Annotated in this window: 17 protein-coding genes; 12 read left to right on the forward strand and 5 right to left on the reverse strand. The window is 73.9% G+C overall.

Translation table 11 applies throughout. The features are described 5' to 3' along the window. The first annotated feature begins 5 nt into the window (after positions 1 to 5). The 10 genes from ACIP5O_RS09650 (at position 6) to ACIP5O_RS09695 (ending at position 18,262) form a co-directional block, all read left to right on the forward strand. Complete coding sequence (locus ACIP5O_RS09650; protein WP_401290984.1) at positions 6 to 7,271, forward strand: amino acid adenylation domain-containing protein; 7,266 nt, start codon at positions 6 to 8, stop codon at positions 7,269 to 7,271. A gap of 198 nt (positions 7,272 to 7,469) precedes the next feature. After that, positions 7,470 to 8,285 carry a 2,3-dihydro-2,3-dihydroxybenzoate dehydrogenase gene (locus tag ACIP5O_RS09655; protein WP_401290987.1) on the forward strand — a complete coding sequence of 272 codons (816 nt, stop codon included), beginning with the start codon at positions 7,470 to 7,472 and terminating at the stop codon, positions 8,283 to 8,285. A 185-nt stretch (positions 8,286 to 8,470) separates the two neighbouring features. Beyond that, the gene (dhbC, locus tag ACIP5O_RS09660; protein WP_401290990.1) at positions 8,471 to 9,646 is read left to right on the forward strand and encodes an isochorismate synthase DhbC; all 1,176 of its coding nucleotides are present in this window, start codon (positions 8,471 to 8,473) and stop codon (positions 9,644 to 9,646) included. Further along, positions 9,643 to 11,331 (forward strand): (2,3-dihydroxybenzoyl)adenylate synthase, encoded by a 1,689-nt coding sequence (locus tag ACIP5O_RS09665; protein WP_401290677.1) that lies wholly within the window; start codon positions 9,643 to 9,645, stop codon positions 11,329 to 11,331. The genes dhbC and ACIP5O_RS09665 overlap by 4 nt, the downstream gene beginning before the upstream one ends. Before the next feature lie 48 nt (positions 11,332 to 11,379). Continuing rightward, complete coding sequence (locus ACIP5O_RS09670; protein ID WP_401290680.1) at positions 11,380 to 12,003, forward strand: isochorismatase family protein; 624 nt, start codon at positions 11,380 to 11,382, stop codon at positions 12,001 to 12,003. Between the two features lie 6 nt (positions 12,004 to 12,009). Beyond that, entirely contained in the window at positions 12,010 to 12,660 is a 651-nt protein-coding gene (locus tag ACIP5O_RS09675) for a 4'-phosphopantetheinyl transferase family protein (RefSeq protein ID WP_401290683.1), read from the forward strand. A gap of 122 nt (positions 12,661 to 12,782) precedes the next feature. After that, positions 12,783 to 14,285 (forward strand): MFS transporter, encoded by a 1,503-nt coding sequence (locus ACIP5O_RS09680; RefSeq protein ID WP_401290685.1) that lies wholly within the window; start codon positions 12,783 to 12,785, stop codon positions 14,283 to 14,285. A gap of 107 nt (positions 14,286 to 14,392) precedes the next feature. Further along, positions 14,393 to 14,665: a GlsB/YeaQ/YmgE family stress response membrane protein gene (locus tag ACIP5O_RS09685; protein ID WP_401290688.1), complete on the forward strand. Its 273-nt coding sequence runs from the start codon at positions 14,393 to 14,395 to the stop codon at positions 14,663 to 14,665. Between the two features lie 433 nt (positions 14,666 to 15,098). Then, positions 15,099 to 17,021, forward strand: coding sequence for a sigma-70 family RNA polymerase sigma factor (locus ACIP5O_RS09690; protein ID WP_401290690.1), 1,923 nt, complete (start codon positions 15,099 to 15,101; stop codon positions 17,019 to 17,021). Positions 17,022 to 17,068: 47 nt separating this feature from the next. Beyond that, positions 17,069 to 18,262: an MFS transporter gene (locus ACIP5O_RS09695; protein ID WP_401290693.1), complete on the forward strand. Its 1,194-nt coding sequence runs from the start codon at positions 17,069 to 17,071 to the stop codon at positions 18,260 to 18,262. A gap of 24 nt (positions 18,263 to 18,286) precedes the next feature. Here ACIP5O_RS09695 and rph read toward each other — a convergent pair whose 3' ends face one another. Continuing rightward, entirely contained in the window at positions 18,287 to 20,890 is a 2,604-nt protein-coding gene (rph, locus tag ACIP5O_RS09700; RefSeq protein ID WP_401290695.1) for a rifamycin-inactivating phosphotransferase, read from the reverse strand. A 275-nt stretch (positions 20,891 to 21,165) separates the two neighbouring features. On the opposite strand from rph, the gene ACIP5O_RS09705 reads away from it, so the two are divergent. Both ACIP5O_RS09705 and ACIP5O_RS09710 read left to right on the forward strand, forming a co-directional pair. Further along, positions 21,166 to 21,816, forward strand: coding sequence for a macro domain-containing protein (locus tag ACIP5O_RS09705; RefSeq protein ID WP_401290697.1), 651 nt, complete (start codon positions 21,166 to 21,168; stop codon positions 21,814 to 21,816). An 85-nt stretch (positions 21,817 to 21,901) separates the two neighbouring features. Then, a complete protein-coding gene (locus tag ACIP5O_RS09710; RefSeq protein ID WP_401290700.1) occupies positions 21,902 to 23,518 on the forward strand; it encodes an ADP-ribosyltransferase domain-containing protein in 1,617 nt (538 codons plus the stop codon). A 13-nt stretch (positions 23,519 to 23,531) separates the two neighbouring features. On the opposite strand, the gene ACIP5O_RS09715 is transcribed toward ACIP5O_RS09710, so the two are convergent. The 4 genes from ACIP5O_RS09715 to ACIP5O_RS09730 form a co-directional block, all read right to left on the reverse strand. Continuing rightward, entirely contained in the window at positions 23,532 to 23,921 is a 390-nt protein-coding gene (locus ACIP5O_RS09715; RefSeq protein WP_401290703.1) for a hypothetical protein, read from the reverse strand. Positions 23,922 to 24,104: 183 nt separating this feature from the next. Continuing rightward, on the reverse strand, positions 24,105 to 24,536 hold the full coding sequence (locus tag ACIP5O_RS09720) for a hypothetical protein (RefSeq protein ID WP_401290705.1): 432 nt from the start codon (positions 24,534 to 24,536) through the stop codon (positions 24,105 to 24,107). Between the two features lie 128 nt (positions 24,537 to 24,664). Next, positions 24,665 to 25,510, reverse strand: coding sequence for an RNA polymerase sigma factor SigF (locus tag ACIP5O_RS09725; protein ID WP_401290992.1), 846 nt, complete (start codon positions 25,508 to 25,510; stop codon positions 24,665 to 24,667). Positions 25,511 to 25,656: 146 nt separating this feature from the next. Then, positions 25,657 to 26,100 (reverse strand): ATP-binding protein, encoded by a 444-nt coding sequence (locus ACIP5O_RS09730; protein WP_401290707.1) that lies wholly within the window; start codon positions 26,098 to 26,100, stop codon positions 25,657 to 25,659. Positions 26,101 to 26,124 lie beyond the last annotated feature (24 nt).

A 26,124-nucleotide genomic window follows, 5' to 3' on the forward strand; every position in this document is an offset into this window, starting at 1 on the left:
AGGACATGCTGCCGCTGTCCCCCCTTCAGCAGGGCATGCTGTTCCACTCCGTGTACGACGACGGGGCGGCCGACGTGTACACCGTGCAGGTGTCGGTGGGGCTCGCGGGCCCCGTCGACGCCGACCGCCTGGAGCGGGCGGCCGCGGCGCTGCTGCGCCGGCACCCGAACCTGCGGGCCGGCTTCTGGCACGAGGGGGTGCCGCAGCCGGTGCAGTTCGTACCGGCGGAGGTCCCCTTCGCCCTGGAGCGGGTGGACCTGACGGAGGGCGGCGCTCCGGGCCGGTCCGGTGCTTCGAGCGCCTCGGGTGCTTCGGTGGAGGACCGGCTCGCCGGGCTGCGCCGGGCCGAGCTGGCCCGCCGCTTCCAGCTCCACCGGCCGCCGCTCCTTCGCCTGGTGCTCGCCCGGGTGGGCGGGGACGACCACCGCCTGGTGATCACGGTCCACCACATCCTGGTCGACGGCTGGTCGATGCCGCTCCTCGTGGGCGACCTGCTCGCCCTGTACGCGACGGACGGCGACGCCTCGGGGCTGCCGCCGGTGCGCCCGTACCGCGCCTACCTGAAGTGGCTGAAGGAGCAGGACGCCCCGGCGGCCGAGGCCGCCTGGCGCGGGGCGCTCGCCGGGGTCGAGGAGGCGACGCTGGTCGCGGAGCCCGACCCGGCGCGCACCCCGGTCCGGCCGGGCGTGCGGTCCCTGGAGCTGTCGGAGGAGGCCACCGCCCGTCTGACGGCGGCGGCCCGCCGTCTCGGCACCACGCCGAGCACCCTGATCCAGTGCGCCTGGGGCCTGCTCGTCGGCGGTCTGACGGGCCGTCGTGACGTGCTGTTCGGTCTGACCGTGTCGGGCCGTCCGGACGAGATACCCGGCGTCGAGTCGATGCTCGGCCTGTTCATCACGACCGTGCCGGTGCGGCTGTCGGTCCGCAACGAGGAGACCGTCGAGGGGCTGCTCCGCCGCTTCCGCGACGAGCAGAACGCCCTCCTGGCCCACCACCACCTGGGGCTGCGGCTCATCCGCAAGCAGAGCGACGCGGGCGAGCTGTTCGACACCCTCGTCGTCATCGAGAACTACCCGGTGGACCCGGCGGCGCGCGAGACCGTCGCCGCCGGGGTGCGGGTGACCGGGGTCGAGGCGGAGGACGCCACCCACTACCCGCTGACCCTCGCGGTGTCCCTGGACGAGCGGGCCCTGCTGCGCCTGGAGTACCGCCCGGACGTCTTCGACGACCGGCGCGCGGGCCTGATCGCGGACCGCCTCGCCCACGTCCTGGACCGGATCGCGGAGGAGCCCGGCACGGCGGTCGGGGCGCTGCCCCTGCTGCCCGAGGCGGAGTCGGCGCGGGTGCGCGGGAGCTGGCCGGGGACGGTGCGGGACGTGCCGGCGGGCACGGTCGCGGACGTGTTCGCGGAGCGGGCGGCCCGTACCCCCGACGAGGTCGCGGTGGTGTGCGGCGGTGCGTCGCTCACCTTCGCGGAGGTCGACGCGCGGTCCGCGCGGCTCGCGTCGCTGCTCGCCGCGCGGGGCGTGGGCCCCGAGTCGGTGGTGGCGCTCGCCGTGCCGCGCTCGGCGGAGACGGTGGTGGCGATCCTCGCCGTCCTGCGGGCCGGCGGCGCGTACCTGCCGCTCGACCTGGACTACCCGGCGGACCGGCTCGGCCTGATGATCGACGACGCGCGTCCGGTGTGCGTGGTGACCACCGTGCGCGGTCTGGAGCTGCTGCCGGAGGCCGGTGACGGGCCGGAGCGGCTCGTCCTGGACGCGCCGGAGACGGCCGCCGCCCTGGCCGCGGCCCCGGCGGAGTTCGCCTCCCCGGCCGTCGCGGACGGGCACCCGGCGTACGTCATCTACACGTCCGGCTCGACCGGGCGTCCCAAGGGCGTCGTCCTCACCCACGGCGGTCTGTCCAACCTGTACGCCAACCACATCGCGGACGTGTTCGGCCCGGTGGTCGAGGCGACCGGCGGGCGGCGCCTGCGTGCCCTGCACACGGCGTCGTTCAGCTTCGACACCTCCTGGGAGCAGTTGTTCTGGCTGGTCGCCGGGCACGAGCTGCACGTCCTGGACGAGGTGGGCCGCCGGGACGCCGAGTTCGTCGTGTCGTACGTGCGGGAGCACCGGATCGAGACGATGGACGTCACCCCGACGTACGCGCTCGGCCTGCTCGACCAGGGCCTCCTGGACCCGGCCGCGCACCGTCCGGCGCTGCTGCTGCTCGGCGGCGAGGCGGTGCCGGAGGCGCTGTGGTCGGCGGTGCGGGCGGCGACCGGTGTGATGTCGGTGAACCTGTACGGGCCGACCGAGTACACGGTCGACGCGCTCGCGGCGGACCTGGCGGCCTCGGCCACCCCGGTGGTGGGCCGGCCGATCGGCAACACGCGCGCGTACCTGCTCGATTCGGCGCTGCGGCCGGTGCCGGCCGGGGCGACGGGCGAGCTGTACCTCGCGGGGCACGGCATCGCGCGCGGCTACCTGGGCCGGTTCGCGCTGACGGCGGAGCGGTTCGTGGCCGACCCGTACGGCGCCCCGGGGTCGCGGATGTACCGCACGGGCGACCTGGCGCGGCTGCGCGCGGACGGGGAGATCGAGTACCTGGGCCGGGCCGACGACCAGGTGAAGATCCGGGGCTTCCGGATCGAGCCGGGCGAGGTCGAGTCCGCGCTCGCGGCGGTCGACGGGGTCGGCGCGGCGGCCGTGGTGGTCCGCGAGGACACGCCGGGGGTGAAGCGGCTCGTCGGCTACGTGACGGGCACGGCCGACCCGGTGGCGGTCCGCGAGGAGCTGGCCGCGAGCCTGCCCGACTACATGGTCCCGGCGGCGGTCGTGGTCCTGGACGCGCTGCCGTTCACGGTCAACGGCAAGCTGGACCGGGCGGCGCTGCCCGCGCCGGTGTTCGGCGGCTCCGAGGGGTCGCGGGCGCCGAGCGGGGAGCGCGAGGAGGCCCTGTGCCGGGTCTTCACCGAGGTCCTGGGGCTCGCGTCGGTGGGCGTGGACGACGACTTCTTCGCCCTGGGCGGCGACAGCATCGTCTCCATCCAGCTCGTGACCCGGGCCCGCAAGGAGGGCCTGGTCCTGACCCCGCGCGACGTGTTCGAGCGGCGGACGGTCGCGGCGCTCGCGCTCGCGGCCCGGACGCCGGAGGAGAAGGCGGCGTCCGCCGCGGCGGTGGACGCGGACGCCCCCCTGGTGGAGCTGGACGAGGCCGGCCGGAAGGTCCTGGAGCAGGTCTTCCCGGGCGCCGAGGAGGTGCTGCCGCTGGCTCCGCTCCAGGAGGGCCTGTACTTCCACGCGCAGTACGACGACCGGGCGCTGGACGTCTACCTGATGCAGAACTTCGTGGAGCTGCGGCACGCCGTGGACACGGCTGCGCTGCGCTCGGCGTTCGACGCGATGCTGCGCCGCCACCCGAACCTGCGCTCGGCGTTCTGGCACGAGGGCCTGCCGGGTCCGGTGCAGGTGGTTCCCGCCGCGTGGGAGCTGCCGTGGGAGGTGCGCGACCTGACGGGTCTCGACCGGGCCGCGCAGGACGAGGCGCAGCGGGAGTTCTCGCTGGCGGACGCGGCGACCCGGTTCGACCTGTCGGCGCCGCCGCTGATGCGCGTGACGCTGCTGAAGTTCGCCGAGGACCGCTGGATGCTGTGCGTGACGCAGCACCACATCCTCACCGACGGCTGGTCGGAGTCGCTGTTCTTCGAGGAGCTGTTCGCGCTGTACGGGGCGGGCGGGCGCGAGGAGATCCTGCCGCCGGTCACGCCGTACCGGGAGTACCTGCGCTGGCTGGCGGGCACCGACGGGGAGGCGGCGCGGGCCGCCTGGCGCGACCACCTGTCGGGCCTGGACCAGGCGACCCTGGTGGCGCCGGCCGATCCGACGCGGCAGCCGGTGACCGCCGAGGTGGTGGACATCGCGCTGGGCGAGGAGGTCAGCGACCGGCTGCGGTCGTTCGCGCGGGGCTCCGGCGTCACCCTGAACACGGTCCTCTCGGCGGCCTGGGCGCTGTCCCTGTCCGGGATGACCGGCCGGGACGACGTGGTGTTCGGCGCGACGGTCTCGGGCCGTCCGGCGGACGTGCCGGGCGTCGACCAGATGATCGGCATGTTCATGAACACGCTGCCGTTCCGGGTGACGCTGCGCCCCTCGGAGACGCTGCGGGACCTGCTCGTGCGGATGCAGGGCGAGCACGCCGACCTGCTGCCCCACCACTACCTGGGGCTCGGCCCGATCCAGCAGGGCACGGGGATCGGCCAGCTCTTCGACACGCTGTACGTGTTCCGGAACACGCCGCTCGACGACGCGGCGCGCGAGGAGGCCGTGGAGCGGCATCAGATCGGGTGGACGCACAGCGTCGACGGCACGCACTACCCGCTGACCCTGGCGGTCACGCCGGAGCGCTCGCTCGAACTGAGCCTGGCCTACCGGCCCGACCTGTACGACCGGGAGACCGCCGAGCGGCTCGCGGGCCGGCTGCGGCTGCTCGTGGAGCAGTTCGCGGCGGGCGGGGCGACGCCGGTGGGCCGGCTGCGGACCCTGGAGAGCGCCGAGCGGGCCGAGCTGCTCGCCCTGGGCGACGACACCGGGCACGACGTCCCGGACGTGCCGCTCGTGGACCTGTTCGCCCGGCAGGCGGCGCGGACCCCGGAGGCCACGGCGCTGGTCTTCGAGGACGAGCGGCTGACCTACGCGGAACTCGACGAGCGGGCCAACCGGCTCGCCCGGGCGCTGATCGCGCGCGGGGCCGGTCCCGAGCGGACGGTGGCCCTCGGTCTTCCGCGCTCGGCGGACTTCGTGGTCGCGCTGTTCGCGGTGCTCAAGGCGGGGGCGGCGTACCTGCCGCTGGACCTGGACCACCCGGTGGACCGCCTTGCCGCGATGGTCGAGGACGCGGTGCCGGTCTGCCTGGTCACCGTGGACACCGTGAAGGGCCGGGTCCCGGTCGTGGACGGCGTGCCGCCGCTCGCCCTGGACGATCCGGCGGTCGCCGCCGAGCTGGCGGCGCTGTCCGGCGGTCCGGTCGCGGAGGAGGAGCTGACCGGGCCGCGCGACGGCCGCCACCCGGCGTACCTGATCTACACCTCGGGTTCGACCGGCCGCCCCAAGGGCGTGGTCGTGCCGGGCTCGGGTCTGGTCAACATGCTGCTCAACCACCGGGAGCGGATCTTCGACCCGGCGGTGAAGCTGGCGGGCGGGCGCCGGATGCGGGTCGCGCACACGGTGTCGTTCGCTTTCGACATGTCGTGGGAGGAGTTCTTCTGGCTGGTCGACGGGCACGAGGTGCACGTCATCGGCGAGGAGTTGCGGCTCGGCCCGGCGGCCCTGACGGCCCACTACGACCGGGTCGGCATCGACGTCGTCAACGTCACCCCGTCGTACGGGCAGCAGCTGGTCGACGCGGGCCTGCTCGACGCGGACCGGCACCGCCCGGCGCTGGTCCTGCTCGGCGGCGAGGCCGTGCCCGACTCCCTCTGGACGCTCCTGGAGGAGACCGGGGGCACGATGGGCTACAACCTGTACGGGCCCACCGAGTACACGATCAACGCGCTGGGCGCCGACGTGGAGATGAGCGTCTCGTCCTGCGTGGGCCGCCCCATCTACAACACCCGCGCCTATGTGCTCGACAGCGCGCTGCGGCCGGTGCCGCGCGGGGTGCCGGGCGAGCTGTACCTGGCGGGCGCGGGTCTGGCCCGGGGCTACTTCGCGCGTCCGGCGCTGACGGCGGAGCGGTTCGTGGCCGATCCGTTCGGCGAGCCGGGCACGCTGATGTACCGCACGGGCGACCTGGTGCGCTGGCGCGGGGACGGGCAGATCGACTACCTGGGCCGGGCCGACCACCAGGTGAAGATCCGCGGCTTCCGGATCGAGCTGGGCGAGATCGAGTCGGCGCTCGCCGCCGCTCCGGGGGTGGCCGCCGCCGCGGTGGTCGTGCACACCGGGACCAACGGCGTGAAGCGGCTCGTCGCGTACACCGTGCCCGCCTCGGACGCGGTGCGCACCGACCCGGAGGCGGAGACGGCGGCGCTGCGCGCCCTGCTCTCGGCGACCCTGCCGGAGTTCATGGTGCCGTCGGCGTTCGTCGAACTGGCGGCGCTGCCGCTGACGGTGAACGGCAAGGTGGACCGGGCGGCGCTGCCCGCCCCGGTGTTCGCGGACGCGGGCGGCGGCCGGCCGCCGAAGGACGCCCGCGAGGAGCTGCTCTGCGGGATCTTCGCGGACGTGCTCGGTCTGGAGCGGGTCGGCGTGGAGGACAACTTCTTCGAGCTGGGCGGGCACTCGCTGCTCGCGATGCGGCTCGTGGGGCGCATCCGCGACGAGCTGGGCGTGCCGGTGCAGGTGGGCACGGTGATGTCGGCGCCGACGGTCGCGGACGTGGCGGCCCGGATCGGGTCGGACTCGCGCCGGGACGCGCTGCGGGTGCTGCTGCCGCTGCGCGAACGGGGCACGAAGGAGCCGCTGTTCTGCTTCCATCCGGCGTCCGGGTTCAGCTGGCAGTACACGGGCCTGCTGCGCCACCTGGACGCGGACCGGCCGCTGTACGGCGTGCAGTCGCCGGGCCTGGCCGGGGAGCTGCCGGACGCGGCCGACGTGGCGGAGCTCGCCGAGCTGTACCTGGCGGCGATCCGGGAGGTGCAGCCGGAGGGCCCGTACCACTTCGCGGGCTACTCCTTCGGCGGGACGGTGGCGCACACCCTCGCCTCGATGCTCCGGGAGCGGGGCGAGGAGGTCGGCTTCCTGGCGCTGCTCGACGCCTATCCGCCGGAGCGGGACGACTGGTCGTACCTGGACGGGCCGGACTGGCGCGAGCGCCTGGAGCGGGAGGAGAACGGCTTCCTGCTCTCGGTGGCGGGCCTGGGCGCGGAGGAGTCCGGCCGGGGCGGGGTGACGCGGGAGGAGGCCGTCGCGGCGATCCGGGACAGCCAGGGCCTGCTCGCCGGGTTCGACGAGGAGCTGCTGCGGGCGATCGTGGACACCAACGTGCACTGCGTGCGGCTGCTCTCGCGCAGCACGACCCGTCACTTCGACGGCGACGTGCTGTTCTTCACCGCCTCGCGCACGACCGCGCCGGAGGACGCGCCGGGCACGGTGTGGCCGGCCTACGTGTCGGGCGGGTTCACCGAGCACGTCCTCGACCGGGGTCACGACGAGCTGATGGCCCCCGAGGCGCTGGCGGAGATCGGTCCGCTCCTGGACGGGGCGCTGAGGGCCGTCGCGGAGAAGCGGCCGGTTCCCGCGCGGGCGGGGGCGGTTCGGAAGGCCCCGGAGCACGGACGCCTTTGAACGACCCCCGGGAACCGATGGGCAACCAGCGAGACTTAGGCTAGGCTTACCTAAGTACGAGGAGAGATCGTGACGGATATCAACGGACCGGGCAGACCCGGACCGGGCGGGAACCGGCCGGACGGCGCGATACCGGACGGCGCGGCGCCGGGCGGCGACGCGTCGAACGGTACCGGCATCAGCGCCGGCACCGGTACCGTGTCGAACGGCACCGGCCCGCGCGGTGAGTTCGCGGGCCGCGTGGCGCTGGTCACCGGCGCCGCCCAGGGCATCGGCGAGGCGGTGGTGCGCGCCCTCTCCGCGCGCGGAGCCACCGTCGCGGCGACCGACCGCTCGGAGCGGGAGCTGAAGCAGAGCGTCGCCCGGCTGGACGAGGACGCCGACCGGGACCCGGCCGCCGGGCCGGTCGTCCCGTACCGGCTCGACGTCACCGCGCCGGACGACGTGGCGGAGACCGTGGAGCGCGTCTCCCGCGAACTCGGCCCCGTGGACATCCTGGTGAACGTCGCCGGGGTGCTGCGGACCGGCCCGGCCGTCGAGACGACGGACCGCGACTGGGCGGACGTCTTCGCGGTCAACACGACCGGCGTCTTCCACCTGTCGCGCGCCGTCGTCGCCGGCATGGCCGCCCGGGGCTCCGGCTCCGTGGTGACCGTCGCCTCCAACGCCGCCGGGATCCCCCGCGCGGACATGAGCGTGTACGCCGCCTCCAAGGCGGCCGCCGTGGCCTTCACCAAGTGTCTGGGCCTGGAGGTGGCCGCCCGGGGCGTGCGCTGCAACGCCGTCTGTCCCGGTTCCACCGACACGCCGATGCAGCGCTCCCTGTGGGACGGCGACTCCGTCCCGGACAGCGTCCTCGACGGCGACCTCGCCGCCCACCGCACCGGCATCCCCCTGCGCCGCATCGCCCAGCCGGAGGACGTCGCGGAGGCGGTCGTCTTCCTCGCCTCCGACCGGGCCCGCCACATCACCATGCAGGACCTCTACGTCGACGGCGGCGCCACCCTGCGCTGACGGCCCGCGCGGTGCGGACCCCCGGCCCCCGGGGGCCCGCACCGCCCACCCACCTCACCGAACCAAGGAGCCCACCCGTGTCGACGGTCCCCCAGGTCGCCGCGCACCCGCCCGCGTCCGCCCCCATACCCGCCCCCGCGCCCGCCCCCCTCGTCGCGCCCGCCGCCGCGCCCGCCGCGGCGCCCGTGCGTGCCGCCACCCCCAGCTCCTCGGCCGTCGGCGCCGCCACCGGGCTGCTCGACGCCTTCCGCGCCGGCGACCGCTTCCTCGCCACGCCCACCCGGACCCTGCTCGCCCACGGCGTGCTGAGCGAGGTCCCGCACGGCACCGACCCGATCGCCGAGCGGGTGGCCGACACCCTCGCCGAGGCCCGCGCCGGACGCCACGCCGCCCCCGTCGTGATGGGCGCCATCCCCTTCGACCAGGACGCCCCGGCCGCGCTCGTCGTGCCCGAGACGGTCCGCACCGGACCGGCCCTCGCCTCCGACCCGCTCGTCGCGCTGCCCGCCGACGCGCCCCGCGCCGGCGCCTGGACCGTCCGCCCCCACCCGGCGCCGGAGGACTACGCCAAGGGCGTCGCCGCCGCCGTCGACCGCATGTGGAACGGCGAGTTCAGCAAGGTGGTGCTCGCCCGCACCCTGGAGGTCACCGGCCCCGACGAGCTGGACATCGCCGCCATGGTCCGCCGGCTCGCCCGCCGCGACCCGTGCGGCTACACCTTCGCGCTGCCCACCCGCCCCGGCCGCACCCTGCTCGGGGCCAGCCCCGAACTCCTGGTCTCCCGGCGCGGCGACCGGCTCGTCTCCAACCCGCTGGCCGGCTCCACCCCCCGCAGCGACGACCTCGCCGAGGACGTCCGGCGCGCGGCGGCCCTCCTGGAGTCCGCCAAGGACCTCCACGAGCACGCGGTCGTCGTCGACGCCGTGCACCAGGCGATGGCCCCGTACTGCTCCACCATCGACGTCCCCGCCCGGCCGTCGCTGATCCGCACCGCCGCCATGTGGCACCTCTCCACCACGGTCACCGGCACCCTCGCCCACCCCGAGGTGTCGGCCCTGGAGATCGCCTCCTCGCTCCACCCCACCCCGGCGGTCTGCGGCACCCCGACGCCGCTGGCCCGCGAGGTCATCCGCGAGACCGAGCCCTTCGACCGCGGCTTCTTCACCGGCATCGTCGGCTGGGGCGACGCGGACGGCAACGGCGAATGGGTCGTCACCATCCGCTGCGCCGAGGCCGAGGAGCGCATGCTGCGCCTGTACGCGGGCGCCGGCGTCGTCGCCGCGTCCGTGCCCGAGGACGAGACCGCCGAGACCGCCGCGAAGTTCCGCACCTTCCTGCACGCCGTGGGAGCCGAGCTGTGACCGCCCCGACCTCTCCCCTCCCGGCCGCCGCGCCCAGCGCGCCCGCCGCGTCCGCCGCGGAGCCGTACACCACCCCCACCTGGCCGGCGGAGTTCGCCGAGCGGTACCGGGCGGCCGGCTGGTGGGAGGGCATCACCTTCGGGACGATGCTCCGCACCCGGGCCGGGGCCCACCCCGACCGCGTCGCCGTCGTCGACCACGCGGGCCCCGGCGGCGCCCGGCGCGCCTGGACCTACGCCGAACTCGACCTGCGCGCCGACCGGCTCGCGGCCGGCCTCGCGGCCCGGGGCATCGGCGCCGGCGACAAGGTCGTCGTCCAGCTGCCCAACGTCGCCGAGTTCCTCGAAGTGGTCTTCGCGCTCTTCCGCCTCGGCGCGCTCCCCGTCTTCGCGCTGCCCGCCCACCGCGAGTCGGAGATCTCCTACTTCTGCTCCTTCACCGGGGCCGCCGCCTATGTGATCCCCGACGTCCACGGCGGCTTCGACCACCGCGCCCTGGCGACCGCGGTCCTCGCCCGCTCCCCCAAGCTGCGGCACGTCTTCGTCGTCGGCGAGGACGCCGGGCCCTTCGAGGCGCTCGCCGACGTCCCGGCCGAGCCCGTCGACCTGCCCGACCGCGACCCCTCGGAGACGGCGTTCCTCCAGCTCTCCGGCGGCAGCACCGGCGTGCCCAAGCTGATCCCCCGGACGCACGACGACTACGTCTACTCGCTGCGCGGCTCCGCCGAGATCTGCGCGCTCGACGAGGACAGCGTGTACCTGTGCGTGCTGCCCGCCGCCCACAACTTCCCGCTCTCCTCACCCGGTTCGCTGGGCACGCTGTACGCGGGCGGACGGGTCGTCATGTGCCCGCAGCCCGCCCCCGACGTGGCGTTCCCGCTGATCCAGGACGAGGGCGTGACGATCACCGGCCTCGTGCCGCCGCTCGCGCTCGTCTGGATCGACGCCGCCCCCGGTTCCGCGTACGACCTCTCCACCCTCGACGTGCTCCTGGTGGGCGGCGCCAGGCTGGCCGACGAGGTGGCCCGCCGGGTCCGGCCCGCCCTGGGCTGCACCCTCCAGCAGGTCTTCGGGATGGCCGAGGGCCTGGTCTGCTACACCCGGCTCGACGACGACCCGGACACGGTCGTCACCACCCAGGGCAGGCCGATCTCCCCGGACGACGAGATCAGGGTCGTCGACGACGAGGACGAGGACCTGCCGGTCGGCACCACCGGCCACCTGCTGACCCGGGGGCCGTACACGATCCGCGGCTACTGGAACGCGCCGGACCACAACGCCCGCGCGTTCACCGAGGACGGCTTCTACCGGACCGGCGACCTCGTCCGGCTCACCCCGAGCGGCCACCTGGTGGTCGAGGGGCGCGCCAAGGACCAGATCAACCGGGGCGGCGAGAAGATCGCGGCCGAGGAGGTCGAGAACCACCTCCTGGCCCACCCGTCGGTGCACGACGCCAACGTGGTGGCCGAGCCCGACCCGTACCTCGGCGAGCGCAGCTGCGCGTACGTGATCCGCCGTCAGGGCGCCGAGGAGGTCAAGGGCCTGGCCCTCAAGCGCTTCGTCCGGGAGCGCGGCCTCGCCGCCTACAAGGTCCCCGACCGGATCGTCTTCGTCGACGCCTTCCCGACGACGGGCGTCGGGAAGATCTCCAAGAAGGACCTCCGCGCGGAGAGCGCGGGCGCCTGACCGCCCGCCTCCCGCACACCCGCCCCACCCTCTTCGAAACGGACCGTCATGAGCCTCCCCGCCGTCCCGCCCTACCCGATGCCCCGCCCCGGCGACCTGCCGGCCAACCGGGTGGACTGGACCGTCGACCCGGACCGTGCCGTGCTCCTCGTGCACGACCTCCAGAACCACTTCCTGGCCCCGTTCGACCACGGCGCCGAGCCGCTCACCGCGCTGCTCGCCAACCTGAACCGGCTCCGCGAGGAGGCCGCCCGGCTCGGCGTGCCCGTCGTCTACACCGCCCAGCCCGGCGGGCAGACGCCCGAGCAGCGCGGTCTCCAGCAGGACTTCTGGGGCCCCGGCGTCCCGGACGACCCGCGCGCCGTGGCGATCGCGGACGCCGTGGCGCCCGAGCCCGGCGACATCCGCCTCACCAAGTGGAAGTACAGCGCCTTCGTCCGCACCGACCTCCTGGAGCTGCTGCGCGAGCAGGGCCGCGACCAGCTCGTGGTCACCGGCGTGTACGCGCACATCGGGGTCCTGATGACGGCCTGCGACGCGTGGATGAGCGACATCCAGGCCTTCGTCGTCGCGGACGCCGTGGCCGACTTCTCCGAGCGCGAGCACAGGATGGCCCTGGAGTGGGCGGCGGGCCGCTGCGCGGTGGTCACGACCACCGAACAGGTATTCTGACCTGTCATGTTCTACGAGGAAGTCCCGGGTCACCCGGGGGTGGTGACGGCCACCGTGTCGGAGGCCGCGGCACCGGCCCGCGCGCTCGCGTCCGTGCTCGACGACGAGGAGCGCGCCCGGGCCGCCCGGTTCCTGTTCCCGGCGGACGCGGACCGGCACCGGGTCGCCCACGTCGTGCTGCGGCTCGTCCTGGGCCGCCACGTGGGCGAGCCCCCGGAGCGCCTCGTCTTCCTCCGGCAGCCGTGCGCCGGCTGCGGCGGCCCGCACGGCAAGCCGTACGTCCAGGGCCACGACGTGCACTTCTCGCTCTCCCACTCGGGGGACCGGGTCCTGGTGGCGGTCGCGCCGGTGCCGGTCGGCGTGGACGTCGAGACGGTCCCGGCGGACGGCCTGGTACGGGACCTGGTCGGCGCCCTCCACCCGCGCGAGCGGGCTGAGCTGGAGGCCCTCCCGGACTCCGACCGGTCGGCCGCGTTCGCCCGCTGCTGGGCCCGGAAGGAGGCCGCGCTCAAGGTCTCGGGCGTGGGCCTGGCCCGGGGCGCCGTCGAGCCGTACGTGGGCGCGGCCGTCCGGCCGGCCCCGGTCCCCGGCCTCCGCCTCACCGACCTGCCCCCGCTCGACGGCCACGCCGCCGCCCTGGCCCTGCTGACTCCCTGACGCGTCGCGCGCCTCTCCGCCACCCCCGCGCGGCACGTTCTTCACCCGCATGGGCCACCGGCTTCCGGGCACCCGGGGGAAGGGCTTCTGTGGGGGATCACGCGACGGAGAGGGAACCAGCCATGGCTTCTGGAGTGTCACGGGCGCCCGCACCGGGCCCGGGAGAGACGTCGACGGTCACCACCGCCGTCCCCGCCCGCCTCGACCGCCTGCCGTGGTCGAAGTGGCACTGGATGATCGTGATCGGCCTCGGCACCGTCTGGATCCTGGACGGCCTCGAGGTCACGATCGTCGGCAACGTCGCCGGCCGCATCGCCGAGGACGGCAGCGGCCTGGACATCACCGCCGCGCAGATCACCGGCGTGGCCGCCGCCCTGTACGTGGCCGGCGCCTGTTCCGGCGCGCTGTTCTTCGGCTGGCTGACCGACCGCTACGGCCGCAGGCGCCTCTTCATGGTGACGCTGGTCGTCTACCTGGTGGCGACCGCGATGACGGCGCTGTCGTTCGAGTCCTGGTGGTTCTTCCTCTTCCGGTTCCTCACCGGCTTCGGCATCGGCGGCGAGTACGCGGCCATCAACTCCGCCATCGACGAGCTGATCCCGTCGCACTACCGCGGCCGGGTCGACCTCATCATCAACGGAAGCTACTGGCTGGGCGCGATCGGCGGCTCGCTGCTGTCCATCGTGATGCTGGACACCGACATCTTCCCGAAGGACCTCGGCTGGCGGCTCAGCTTCGCCCTCGGCGTGGTCCTGGGCCTGGTCATCCTGCTCGTGCGGCGGCACGTCCCGGAGAGTCCGCGGTGGCAGTTCATCCACGGCTACGGCGACGAGGCGGAGGAACTCGTCGACTCCGTCGAGAAGGAGATCGAGGCGGAGAAGGGCGTCCGGCTGCCCCCGCCGGACCGCGAGATCACCATCCACCAGCGCAAGAGCATCGGCTTCGGCCTGATCGCCAAGACGGTCTTCCACTCCTACCCGCGCCGGGCGGTCCTCGGGCTCTCGCTCTTCATCGGCCAGGCGTTCCTCTACAACGCCATCACCTTCGGCTTCGGCACCATCCTGATCACCTTCTTCGACGTGCCCACGGGCAGCACCGGCTACTACTTCGCCGTGATCGCCGCGGGCAACTTCATGGGGCCGCTGCTCCTCGGCAAGCTCTTCGACACGGTCGGCCGCCGGATCATGATCTCGTCGACGTACCTGCTCTCCGGCGTCCTCCTGTTCGGCACCGCCTGGCTCTTCGACCGGGGTTCGCTGTCCGCCACGACGATGACGGCCTGCTGGTGCGTGGTGCTGTTCTTCGCGTCGGCGGGCGCCTCCAGCGCGTACCTGACCGTCTCCGAGATCTTCCCCATGGAGACCCGCGCGATGGCCATCGCGTTCTTCTACGCCCTCGGCACGGCGGCCGGCGGCATCAGCGGCCCGCTGCTCTTCGCGGACCTGACCGCGTCCGGGGTCGTGGGCGACACGGTCCTCGCCTTCCAGATCGGCGCCGGGCTGATGTGCGCGGCCGGCCTCGTGGCCGCCTTCCTGGCGGTGAACGCCGAGCGCCGCTCCCTGGAGGACATCGCGGAGCCCCTGTCGACGGCGCGGCCGGCCCGGGACACCCCGGCGGGCACCTGACTTCAGCCGAAAGGGGTTTGGATCCACCGTTTCCGCGTATGCGTTCGATGTAAGCGTGCGATAAGCACGGAACGGGCCGAACGGCACACGCGAAGGAGACGGGCACCATGGGAATCGTCGCTTGGATCATCATCGGACTGCTGGCGGGCCTCATCGCGAAGGCCCTGACCCCGGGGCGCGACCCGGGCGGGTTCATCATCACCACGCTGCTCGGCATCGCGGGCGGCCTGCTCGGCGGCTGGCTCGGCAAGGTGATCTTCGGCGTCGACTCCGTCGACGGCTTCTTCGAACTGTCCACCTGGATCGCGGCCATCGTCGGCTCGGTGATCCTGCTCCTGCTCTACCGCCTCTTCACCGGCAACTCGCGCCGTCACGCGTAACGGCGTGAGGACCGGTCACCCGGCCCCGCACCGCTCCGCGCACGACGCGCGCACGGCCCGTCCACGGGCCCCGCGACCGGCCCCGCCCTCGGCCCCGACGAGGACGGGGCCGACGCACGTCCGGCGGCCGGCGGCCCGCGCCCCCGACCCGTCCGCTACCGTGGGGCGCGCTCCCCGCCCGGGGCACGCCGTGCCCGGGCGCTTCCGTCCGCACACGCCGAGGAGGTCCGCGTGTCCCCCGTCCCTCCCGTCGGCGCGTGCGCGGACCACGGTGTCATACCACCGCTCCCGAGGACCCCGGTCCCGGCCGGCCGTCCCCCGCTTCCCGGATCTTTTCCGGAAAGCCGGGGGATTTCTGTTATCGGCCCGGCGCCCGGTGGTCTCCCATGTGTTGGCCCCCGAGGACGACCGGAACAGGCAGGGTGATTCGAGCATGAGTACACAACAGCTCACGGAGCTGGTCAGGGCCGCGCAGAGCGGGGATCCGCAGGCGCAGGACCGACTGCTCGCCCACCACCTGCCGCTGGTCTACAACATCGTGGGCCGGGCGATGAACGGTCACCACGACGTGGACGACGTCGTGCAGGAGACGATGCTGCGGGCGCTCGCCGGGCTCGGCGGCCTGCGCGCCCCGGACGGCTTCAGGTCCTGGCTGGTGGCCATCGCGATGAACGTGGTCCGGAGTCACTGGCACCGCCAGCAGAACGGTTTCGTCACGGGCGGCCTCGACGACGCCCGCGACCTCCCCCAGCCGGGCGCCGACTTCGTCGGCCTGACGGTGGTCCGGCTGAACCTGTCCGGCCAGCGGCGCGAGACCGCCGAGGCGACCCGCTGGCTGGAACCGGACGACAGGGCCCTGCTGTCCCTGTGGTGGCTGGAGTGCACGGGCGACCTCACCCGGCACGAGGTGGCCTCGGCACTCCAGCTCTCCCCGGAGCACACGGCGGTGCGCGTCCAGCGCATGAAGGCGCAGCTGGACGCCGCCCGCGTCGTCGTCCGGGCGCTGACGGAGAACCCGCCGTGCCCCGACCTGCGGTACGAGCTCGGCGGATGGGACGGGCGCCCGTCCGGGCTCTGGCGCAAGCGAATAGCCAGGCACGCCCGCGCGTGCGTGCACTGCGCCGGCCTGTCCCACGGCCTCTACCCCGCCGAGGGCCTGCTCGCGGGACTGCTGCTCGTCCCCCCGGCCGGACTCCTGTTCGCGACCCTCCGCGAGCGGGCGGGCTTCGACCTCGCCGCAGCGGCCGGGTCCCCCGCCGGACACCAGACCGGGTACGAACCGGTGGGATCTCCGGCGTACGGGCACGAACCGGCCGAAGCGTCCGGATACGCGCACGCGACCACGGAAACGCCCGCGTACGCCTACGAACCGGCGGAGACCGCCGCGTACGCCTACGAGCAGACCGGGACGACGGGACACGAGCAAGCCGGGACAACCGGATACGAACCGACCGGATACGAGCCGGCGGGGGCGCCCGGGGCGAGCCCCTCCCCCGTCCTCGGGGCCCGCAGCGCCCGCAACGCGCGCCGCCGCAGGCGACAGCAGCAGCAGAGCGGGCGCCGCCGCGTGGTCATCGCCGCGGGCATGGCGGTCGCCGCCGTCACCGGCGGGGCCTTCACCCTGGTCAACGGTCCCGACGAGGACGACCTGACGGCCCTGGACGCGCCGCGCGCCTCCACCGTGGACCTCACGATCTCCGCGTCGGCCCCGGCCCCGGCCTCCACGACGTCCACCGCTCCGGCCCCCGTTACCCCGACGGCCACGCCCTCGGGCACGCCGCGCCCCAGCAAGAGCGTCTCCGCCAAGCCCAAGGCCAAGCCCTCGGCCTCGGCCCCGACCACCGCGCCGACCACCGCCCCGCACACCCCGCGGCCGACCGCGGACCGGCCGACCCGGAGGCCCACGCAGGCACCCGTCACCAAGAGGCCGACGGCCCCGAGCAGTCCCACGGCCACGAAGCAGGACTCCGGCCACACCTCCGTCGAGGAGCAGGTGATCGCCCTGGTCAACGCCGAGCGGGCCAAGGAGGGCTGCGGCGCCGTCACCGGGAACTCCCTCCTGGCCCGGGCCGCCCAGGGCCACTCCGACGACATGGCCGCGCGGGACTTCTTCGACCACACCAACCCGGACGGCGCCGGGCCCGGCGAGCGCGTCACGGCCACCGGGTACGGCTGGTCGACCTACGGCGAGAACATCGCGATGGGCCAGCAGACGGCGGAGCAGGTGATGGAGTCCTGGATGAACAGCCCCGGCCACCGCGCGAACATACTGAACTGCTCGTTCAAGGAGCTGGGCGTCGGCCTGCACACGGGCGACGGCGGGCCCTACTGGACGCAGGTCTTCGGCGCGCGCTGACCACGGGGTCCCGCGCCGGGCCCCGCGCCGGAGTTACGGTCGGCGGCATGGTTGGTGATCGTCAAGGGTGGCTGCGGTGCCTGCTCGGCGGGGCCGTGTTCGTCGTGGGGATGGCCGGCACCACGCTGCCGACGCCGCTCTACCCGCTCTACCAGGAGGAGTTCGGGTTCTCCGAGCTGACCGTGACCGTGGTGTACGCCGTGTACGCCTTCGGGGTCATCGGCGTGCTGCTCCTCGCGGGCAACGCCTCGGACACGGTCGGCAGACGGCCGACGCTGCTGTGGGGCCTCGGGTTCGCGGTGGCGAGCGCCGTCTGCTTCCTGTGCGCCGACGGCCTGGGGTGGCTGTACGCGGGCCGGCTGCTCTCGGGCCTGTCGGCGGGCCTGTTCACGGGCGCCGCCACCGCCTACGTCATGGACCTGGCCCCGCCGGGCGGCGCGTCCCGGGCGACGCTCGTGGCGACGGCCGCCAACATGGGCGGCCTCGGCTGCGGCCCCCTGCTCGCCGGGCTGCTCGCGGAGTACGCCCCCGGGCCGCTGCTGCTCCCGTTCGCCGTGCACCTCGTCCTGGCGCTGCTGTCGGCCGTCGTCGTCCTGCGGCTGCCGGAGACCGTACGGGAGCGCCGGCCGCTGTCCGCCGTACGGCCCCGGTGGCCCGCCCTGCCCGGGCCGGTCCGCCGGGTGTTCGTGCCGGCGGCGCTCGCCTCCTTCGTGGGCTTCGCCCTGTTCGGGGTGTTCACCTCGGTCAGCCCCGCCTTCCTCGCCCGCTTCCTGCACGTGGACAACCACGCGGTGACGGGTCTGGTCGTGGCCCTCGCCTTCTTCTCCTCCACCGCCGGGCAGCTCGTCGTCGGCCGCGTCGGGGTGTCCCGGTCCCTGCCCCTGGGCTGCGCCGTGCTCTTCACCGGCCTGGCCCTCCTGGCGGGCGCGCTCGCCGCCGACCTGCTCGTGCTCGTCGTCCTGGCCGCCGTCGTCGGCGGCACCGGACAGGGCCTGACCTTCCGCGCGGCCCTGTCCGCCGTCGCCGGGGCCGCGCCGGAGGACCGGCGCGCGGCGGTGATCTCGACCCTGTTCCTGGTCGCGTACACGGGCATCTCGCTCCCCGTGATCGGCGTCGGCCTGCTGACCGGCCCGCTCGGCCTGGAGCGGGCGGGCCTGGTGTTCACGGGCTGCATGCTGCTGCTCGTCGCCTGCGCGGGGGCCTACCTGCTCCGGCGTCCGGTGCGGACCGGGACGGAGTGACGGGCCGACGGGGAGGTCGTGGCTTCAGGAGAGGATTTCGACGTACCCGTCGGTCCCGTGCACCCGGATCCGCTGTCCGTCCCGGATCAGCCGGGTGGCCCCGTCGACGCCCACGACGGCCGGCAGGCCGTACTCCCGGGCGATCACCGCGCCGTGGGTCATCAGGCCGCCGACCTCCGTGACCAGGCCCGTGATGCCGACGAACACGGGTGACCAGCTGGGGTCCGTGTAGGCCGTGACCAGGATGTCGCCCGCCTCCAGGTCGGCCTCCTCCATGTCGAGGACGACGCGGGCCCTGCCCTCGACGGTGCCGGCGGAGACCGCCAGGCCGACGAGGGCGCCGGCCGGCACGTCGTCCCGCCGGTACGCCCCGCTGAGCGCCTCGCCGTCCGAGGTCAGCACCCTGGGCGGGGTGAGCGCCCGGTGCGCCCGGTACGCCTCCTCGCGCCGCCGGACGAGCTCCTCGTCGACCCGCCGCGTGCGCACGGCCTCGTGGAACTCCTGGAACGTGAGGTGGAAGACGTCCTCCGCCGCGGAGAGCACACCGGCCCGTACGAGGCGCCCGACCTCTTCGAGGAGGGCCCGCTTGTAGACGGCGTAGCGGCTGACGATGCCGTACTTCGGGTACTCGCGGTATCCGGCGAAGGTCCGGACCCGGTCGATCATCCGCTGGGTCTCGGCGGCCTTCCGCTCCCCGTCGGGCAGGTCCCGCAGCCGGGCCAGGACCTCCCGTTCCTTCTCCAGGGCCGTCCGCCGGCCCTGCTCGAAGCGCCGTTCGGCGGCGCCGGGGCCGAAGTTCCTGACGTTGTCGAGGATCGCGGGCAGGAGCGCGGCGGGGCGCTCGCGCCAGCGCGGCCTGGTGATGTCGATCTCGCCGACGCAGCGCATGCCGTACCGGTCGAGGTAGGCCTCGACGGCGTCGCGCGCCCCGGCCCCGCCCGGGAGCTTCGGCAGCCCGTCCAGGAAGTCGTCGCCCTCGACGCGTTCCAGGAACGCCACGACCTCCGGGTGGGGACGGATCGCGTCCGCGACGTCGAGCAGGGCGAGGCCCATCTCCGAGGTGACGTTGCCGGGGGCGGAGAGCGTGAGCGCGTCGGCCGCGTTCTTCTCGCCCAGCCACTCCTCCAGCTTGTCGTTGAGCCACCAGGTGGCTTCCATGCCCGCCATGAGCGCCCGGAAGCTCAGCGGGTCGGAGAGGACCCGCTTGTGCTCCTCGAAGGCTTCGAGGAGGAAGTCGAACAGTTCCGGTCCGGTCTTCGTCCGGATGTCGCGCTCCAGGGCGGCGACGGACGCCCGGCTGCGCTCGACCAGCGCGGCGACGATCGCCGGGTCGGCCTCGATCGGGGCGGGCGCGGGTGCCCCGGGACCCGCGGGCGCGGCGGGGTCCGCGTCCGGGAGCGGCAGGGGGAAGTCGTCGCGGTCGAGGACGGTCTCCAGGGCGTCCCTGATCAGCGGGTCGCCCTTGCCGACGACGTCCAGGAGGGCGGCGCGGCTCGCGGGCGAGGCGAGGCGCCGGGTGACGTCGACGAAGAGCCGCCCGCCGGCCTCGTGCATCGGGACCATGGCCGTCAGCCGCCACATGGAGTGCCCCAGGGTCTTCATGGCGTCGGTCATCATCTGCTGGTGACCGACCGAGACGTAGACGTGGTTGTCCCGGTCGTCGGCCTCGGGGACGGGGAACAGCGTCGTGATCGGCCGGCTCTGGACGATCCGGAAGTCGTCGTCGACCAGACACCACTCGACGTCCTGCGGGCGGCCGAAGTGCGCCTCGATCCGCCGCCCGAGCCGCACCAGCCGCAGGACCTGCTCGCGCGTCAGCGCCGGCCGCTCCCGCCGCCGCGCGTCGACCTCCACCTCCCGCGTGCCGCCGCCGGGCAGGGGCTGGAGGACGCGGTGCTTGGCGGCGATCGTCCCGGCGACGACCTCGTCGTCCCGCACGGTGAAGACGTCCGGGTTCACCAGGCCGGAGACCAGGGCCTCGCCGAGCCCGAGGCCGGCGTCCACCGTGGCGACCCGCCGGTCGCCCGTGACGGGGTCGGCCGTGAAGAGGACGCCGGCCGCGTCGGGGAAGGCCATCCGCTGGACGACCACGGCCATGCGGACCGTGCGGTGGTCGATGCCGTTGCGCCGGCGGTAGGTCACGGCCCGCTCGGTGAACAGCGAGGCCCAGCAGCGGCCGACGTGCCGGAGGACCTCCGCCGGTCCCACGACGTTCAGGTAGCTGTCCTGCTGGCCGGCGAAGGAGGCCGTCGGCAGGTCCTCCGCCGTGGCGCTGGAGCGGACCGCGTAGGCGTCGTGCGCGCCGAACCGGGCGAGCGCGCCCGTGATCGCCTCCGCGACGTCCTCCGGGACGGCGACCGCCTCGACGGCCCGGCGGACCTCCGCACTGAGCGTACGGGTCGCCTCCCGGTCGTCCGGGTCCAGGCGGGACAGCCGGTCGAGCAGGCCGTCGAGCGACGGCGCTCCCGCCAGGGCCCGCCGGAAGGCGTCCGTGGTCACGCAGAAGCCGGCCGGCACGTGGACGCCGTCGATCCGCGACAGCGCGCCCAGGTGCGCGCCCTTGCCCCCGACGACCGCGACCTGTGTCTCGTCGATCTCCTGGAGGTCCCACACGTACCGCGTGCCCATCGTGCTCCTCTTTCCGCAGGTCGTGGCCGAGGCCGACGATTCTGCGGCACGACCGGGGCCTTGCCGCAAGCCCCCCGGTGCGCTATAAGTTGAGCACGGCGAGGAGAGCGATCTCCTCGCCTTTGTCGTTCCCCCTCCTCCCCCTCCCGCCTTTCCTTCTGCTTCCCCTCCGCGCGGATCAGGACGGCCGGGGCGTTGTCAGTGGGTCGCTATAGCTTGGGAGTTGTTCGAGAAGCTGTGCGAGAGGGGGCGGACTCGTGGGTGTCCGGCATGCGTTGAGAGTCGTACTGGTCGATGTGAACGCCGAGGTGGTGGCGGCCTGGCGGTCCGCGTTCGCGGACACGCCCGAGGTCGAGATCCGGCGGGGCTCCCTCCTCGACGTGGACGTCGACGCGTGGGTCTCCCCCACCAACGCGAAGGGGCGGATGGACGGCGGGGTCGACGCCGTCGTCAAGCGGTACCTCGGCGCCGGCATCCAGGTGCGGGTGCAGCGGGCGATCCGCGAGCGGTTCGGCGGGAGCCTGCCGGTGGGCAGCGCGGTCTGCGTCCCGTCCGGGGCCGCCGTGCCCCGGTACCTGATCTCGACGCCGACCATGCGCCAGTCCTCGCAGGACGTCGGCGAGACCATGAACGTGGCCCTGGCGTGCGCGGCCGCGTTCCAGGCGGTGCACCTGCAGAACCGGGTGGAGCCCGGCAGCGTCCGGTCGGTGGCGCTGGTGGGCCTGGGCGCGCAGACGGGGCGGGTGCCCGCGCAGGTGTGCGCCAATCTGATGTGGACGGGATACACCCTGTTCCACGACCACGGGTTCGCGGACTACGACGAGTTGAGGGCCGCGGTACTGGGGCAGCTCGACGACATCCGGGGAGCGGGGTCCGCGCGGCGGGTCCGGATCGACGTGCCGCGGCAGCCTTCCTTTCGCCGCTGATCCGAAGACTCCCCGGACACCGCGGGCTCCGCAGACCGAAGCCGCCTCCACCGCCTCCGTACCGAACCCCGGGAGTTCCGCCCCCATGAGTGACACCGACGTTCCCGCCGCGGGCGATCCGCTGCGCCTGACCGAGCTGTTCGGCGGCGGTGGCGAGCCGTGGCTTCCGCTGCTCGGGCCGGTGATCGAGGCGCAGCCGGGGGCCGCCGACTTCATCGGTCCGAAGCGGAGCCCGGAGGTGGTGCCGGTGCGCGAGTTGACGTTCCAGGCGCTGAAGCCGCACCCGCCGCACAAGTGGAAGGTGGTCGTCTTCGGGCAGAACCCGTACCCGAGGGCGGAGAGCGCGACCGGCATCGCGATGTTCGACAACACCTTCGGCGACTGGAAGGACAGCCAGTTCGGCCGGGTGGTCAGCATCCGCTGCGTCATCAAGGCCGCCGCGATGTGGAAGTACGGCATCGTCAAGAAGACGCCGATCGCCGACGTGCGGGCCCTGTTGGAGAAGGAGGACACGGTCCGGCCGCCGGAGTGGTTCCAGGCGATGCTGACCCAGGGCGTGCTGCTGCTCAACGCGTCGCTCACGGCGAGCGCGGACGGGGCGGTGCCGACCGAACGGCACACGGCGTTCTGGCGGCCCGTGGCCGAGCAGATCGTCGAGGAGGTCCTCCGGGCCAAACAGGAGGCCGGGGAGGAGGACCGGGGGGTGGTGTTCGCCTGGTGGGGCGCGCACGCCCGGAGTCTGAAGAGGGTCGTCCAGCGGCTGGAGAAGAAGTACCCGGGGGTCGAGGTCCGGCACCTGGACCACTCGAACCCGGCGGCGCAGGGGGACGTCTTCTGCGAGGGCGACCACTTCGCCCGGGTGAACGACGCCCTGGCGGCGGTGGGGGCCGAGCCGGTCGACTGGCTGCCGAGGAAGGGCTGGGACCGGGAGGCGGCGGGGGCCGGCGGGCCGGAGGGCGGTGGTGTCGCCGAGCGGATGGGGGCGTTCATCGCCTCGACGATGGAGCTGCACCAGCTCTATCTGGAGCGGCTCACGAGCGTCAAGGACGAGGGGCTCGTCCTGCCGCCGGTCACCGGTGTGTTCGACACCCCGCTGATGGACTTCCGGAAGGCCGTCGAGCCGGTGTCGGGGGTGCTCCGGAACCTGGACCGGCACGTCGAGCGGTCGAGTCTCTTCGGGGAGGCGAAGGCCGCGTCGGCGGAGGACGTCGGCGGGCTGTCCGCCGACGCGATCGCGGCGCTCCACCTGTACACGTGCGAGTCGGCGTTCTACCGGGAGATCAACGCCGTGCTGCGTTCCCCGGACCGGGAGCGGCTGGTGCCGTACCTGCCGTACCTGCGGCTGCTGTTCTCGGCGGTGGCGGAGCTGCCGGCGCGGAGGCAGCCCCTGTGGCGGGGGGTGGCCCTCGACCTGCGGTCGCAGTACCCGGTGGGGCGGACGGTGACCTGGTGGGGCGTGTCCTCGTGCACGTCCGAGCCAGCCGTGGCCCGGGGGTTCCTCGGGAACCGGGGGAAGCGGACCCTGTTCGAGGTGACGCCGGCGCGGGCGGTGGGGATCCGGCGGTTCTCCGCGTTCACCGGCGAGGAGGAGTACATCCTCACGCCGGGAACGCAGTTGGAGGTGACGGAGGTGAAGGCCGAGCGCGGCGGCCTGTGCACCGTGCGGCTGACGGAGCTGGAGGGGCGGGGCCTGGTGTCCTGAGCGGTCCGGCCGTTCAGAGCAGCCCGACGGTCCGGGGCGGGGCGTAGACGTGGCGGGCGAGGTGTTCGCCGCCGCAGCGCACGTCGTGGTCCCGGCGCGGGCCGGGTTCCTGCTCGGCGGCGATCCGCTCCCGGTGGTGGGCGCAGGTCGCGCAGGCGGGGTCCCAGTCCGGCAGGAGGTCGCGGTGGCGGGCGGCGAGGTGGGCGCCGAGCGCGATCTGGGTGGTGACGGTGCTGTCGAACGGGTCCCAGTCGACGCCGCGTTCGCCGGTGAGACGGAGTTCGGCGATCCGGTCGCCGACGTTCCGCATGGTTCGGTAGAGGTCGGCGCACTCGTCGCAGTCCCACATCCAGGGCGGAGGCAGGGGCCACTCGTGGCCGGGGTCGATCTCGTCCGGGCTCATGGAGGGCACGATAGTCCGAGAGGGCCGGGGCCCCGGGCCGTTTCCCCGATACAGGGGGCTACCGCCCGGTTCCGGGGGCGCGGCGCCCCGGGACACGCTATGAAGTCCTCCGGACCGCCGCCGGCGGATCGCCCGGCTCCGCCGCGGGTCGCGCCGTGCGGGGCGGGCGTTCGCGCGGCCGGGCTACAGGTCCTCGCAGAACGTGCGGGCCCGGTCCAGGTCCTTCTTCACCGTCGCGTCGAACTGGAAGACCATGGAGAACCGTTGCCGGGAACCGCGGACGGCCTCGGCGAGCGGCTTGTACCGGGCGTCGCCCAACGCCGCCGAAGCGGAGAGCGAGTCGGCCGCCGCGTAACGGTTGACGGCGATCTCGCCGGTGGGGCCCTTCTCCGTGTACTTCGCCGGGTCGAACCCGTCGAGCGCCCGGCACGCGGCGCGCGCGTCCGCCTCCGGACCTCCCCCGGCGGAGGCGGTGTCCGCGCTCAGCATCCAGGCGGCGCCCGTCCCCGCGACGCCCAGCAGGAGTCCGGCCATGAGGGAGAGCACCACCGTCCTGGTGCGGTCGGGGGGCTGTGCGGGGACGGCCGGGGCGGTGTGAGGCTGTTGTGGCTGCATGCGGCCACAGGCTAGCGGGCCCGCTCACCGTCCCGGCAAGGGGACGGCGGCACGGGAAAACGGCCTCACCGGAAGGGGGGGGCGGTGAGGCCGTTCGGTTCCCGTGGGAAGGGGAAGGGAGGGGACCGTCACTCCATGGGGGCGAGCATGCCCTTGCGGAGGCGGGCCAGGTTGCGGGAGAGCAGCCGGGAGACCTGCATCTGGGAGATGCCGAGCTGCTTGCCGATCTCCGACTGCGTCAGTTCCTCGACGAAGCGGAGGTGGAGCAGCAGGCGGTCCCGCTCGCCGAGTTCGGCGACGAGGGGGGCGAGCGCGTGGAAGTCCTCGAAGAGGGCGAGCGCCGGGTCCTCTTCTCCTATGAGGTCGGAGAGCATGGCGCCGCCCTCCTCCCCCTCGCCGCCGACCGCGGCGTCGAGCGAGGTGGAGTTGTAGCCGTTGGAGGCGATCCGCGCCTCGATGACCTCGTCCTCGGAGAGGTTCATCAGGGTCGAGAGCTCCGCCACGCTCGGCGACCGGCCGAGGCGGGAGCTGAGCTCCTCCGTCGCCTTGGCCAGCTCCACGCGCGCCTCCTGGAGGCGGCGGGGAACGTGGACGGCCCAGGAGGTGTCGCGGAAGAAACGCTTGATCTCCCCCACGATGCAGGGAACGGCGAAGGTGGTGAACTCCACCTCGCGGGAGATGTCGAAACGGTCGATGGCCTTGATCAGCCCGATCGTGCCGACCTGGACGATGTCCTCCATGTCGTCGCCGCGGGCCCGGAAGCGACCGGCCGCGTAGCGCACGAGGGACATGTTCATCTCGATCAGCGTGTTGCGGGCGTACTGGTACTCGGGGGTTCCCTCCTCCAGTACCGCCATCCGGTCGAAGAACACCTTCGACAGTTCGCGCGCGTCCTTCGGCGCCACCTTGTCGGGGGCTTCGAGTACGGGAAGGCCCCCCACGATCTTCTCGGCCCCGGTGTTCGTCTCGGTCAGCACTGTGGTAGGCACTCCGATGACCCCCTCTTTCGTCGACAACCAGTCTTCCCCCGGACGGCCCGCATACCCCGGCTCTCACGGAGCATGCACACGTTTTCAAAAAAACTTCTCCGAGGGGGTGCCGACCCTCCGCCGGGGCGGGATCAGACGAGGGAGAGGCGCGCCCTGACCCGCTTCCCGTAGGGATGCGGCTCCACGCTGACGCTCTCGCAGACGGCGACGACGATCTCGACGCCGTGCTGCCCGACGCGGCCGGGATCGTGGCCCCGGGGGACGGGAGAGGTCTCCAGGCCGTCGAGGACCGAGATCTCCAGAGCGTCCTCGAACAGTTCGAGCAGCAGGCGGCAGGGCCCGGGCGCGTGGCGCACGGCGTTGGTGACCAGTTCGCTGACCACCAGGCGCGCGAGGTCGACGCGCTCGCGGGCGACCGGCCGGCGTCCCGTGGCCGGGGAGGCGGTGAGGAAGTCGGCGGTGAAGTCGCGGGCGGACGCGACCATGCCGTCGTCGGCGTCCGTACCGTCGTAGTCGACACTCGCGTACAGCAAGGGCCCCTGTGTCGCGCGCTCCGCGGCGATCGCGTCCGTCATCGACCTGCCTCCCCTCACACGGCT

It is taken from the genome of Streptomyces sp. NPDC088915, from assembly GCF_044749825.1.
Classification (GTDB): Bacteria; Actinomycetota; Actinomycetes; order Streptomycetales; family Streptomycetaceae; genus Streptomyces.

What these genes read in the sequence shown, in the direction of transcription:
- ACIP5O_RS09650 (WP_401290984.1), top strand. Translation starts at nt 6, where the DNA reads ATGCTGCCGCTGTCCCCCCTTCAGCAGGGCATGCTGTTCCACTCCGTG.
- ACIP5O_RS09670 (WP_401290680.1), top strand. Translation starts at nt 11,380, where the DNA reads ATGAGCCTCCCCGCCGTCCCGCCCTACCCGATGCCCCGCCCCGGCGAC.
- ACIP5O_RS09675 (WP_401290683.1), top strand. Translation starts at nt 12,010, where the DNA reads ATGTTCTACGAGGAAGTCCCGGGTCACCCGGGGGTGGTGACGGCCACC.
- ACIP5O_RS09680 (WP_401290685.1), top strand. Translation starts at nt 12,783, where the DNA reads ATGGCTTCTGGAGTGTCACGGGCGCCCGCACCGGGCCCGGGAGAGACG.
- ACIP5O_RS09685 (WP_401290688.1), top strand. Translation starts at nt 14,393, where the DNA reads ATGGGAATCGTCGCTTGGATCATCATCGGACTGCTGGCGGGCCTCATC.
- ACIP5O_RS09690 (WP_401290690.1), top strand. Translation starts at nt 15,099, where the DNA reads ATGAGTACACAACAGCTCACGGAGCTGGTCAGGGCCGCGCAGAGCGGG.
- ACIP5O_RS09695 (WP_401290693.1), top strand. Translation starts at nt 17,069, where the DNA reads ATGGTTGGTGATCGTCAAGGGTGGCTGCGGTGCCTGCTCGGCGGGGCC.
- rph (WP_401290695.1), bottom strand. Translation starts at nt 20,890, where the DNA reads ATGGGCACGCGGTACGTGTGGGACCTCCAGGAGATCGACGAGACACAG.
- ACIP5O_RS09710 (WP_401290700.1), top strand. Translation starts at nt 21,902, where the DNA reads ATGAGTGACACCGACGTTCCCGCCGCGGGCGATCCGCTGCGCCTGACC.
- ACIP5O_RS09715 (WP_401290703.1), bottom strand. Translation starts at nt 23,921, where the DNA reads ATGAGCCCGGACGAGATCGACCCCGGCCACGAGTGGCCCCTGCCTCCG.
- ACIP5O_RS09720 (WP_401290705.1), bottom strand. Translation starts at nt 24,536, where the DNA reads ATGCAGCCACAACAGCCTCACACCGCCCCGGCCGTCCCCGCACAGCCC.
- ACIP5O_RS09730 (WP_401290707.1), bottom strand. Translation starts at nt 26,100, where the DNA reads ATGACGGACGCGATCGCCGCGGAGCGCGCGACACAGGGGCCCTTGCTG.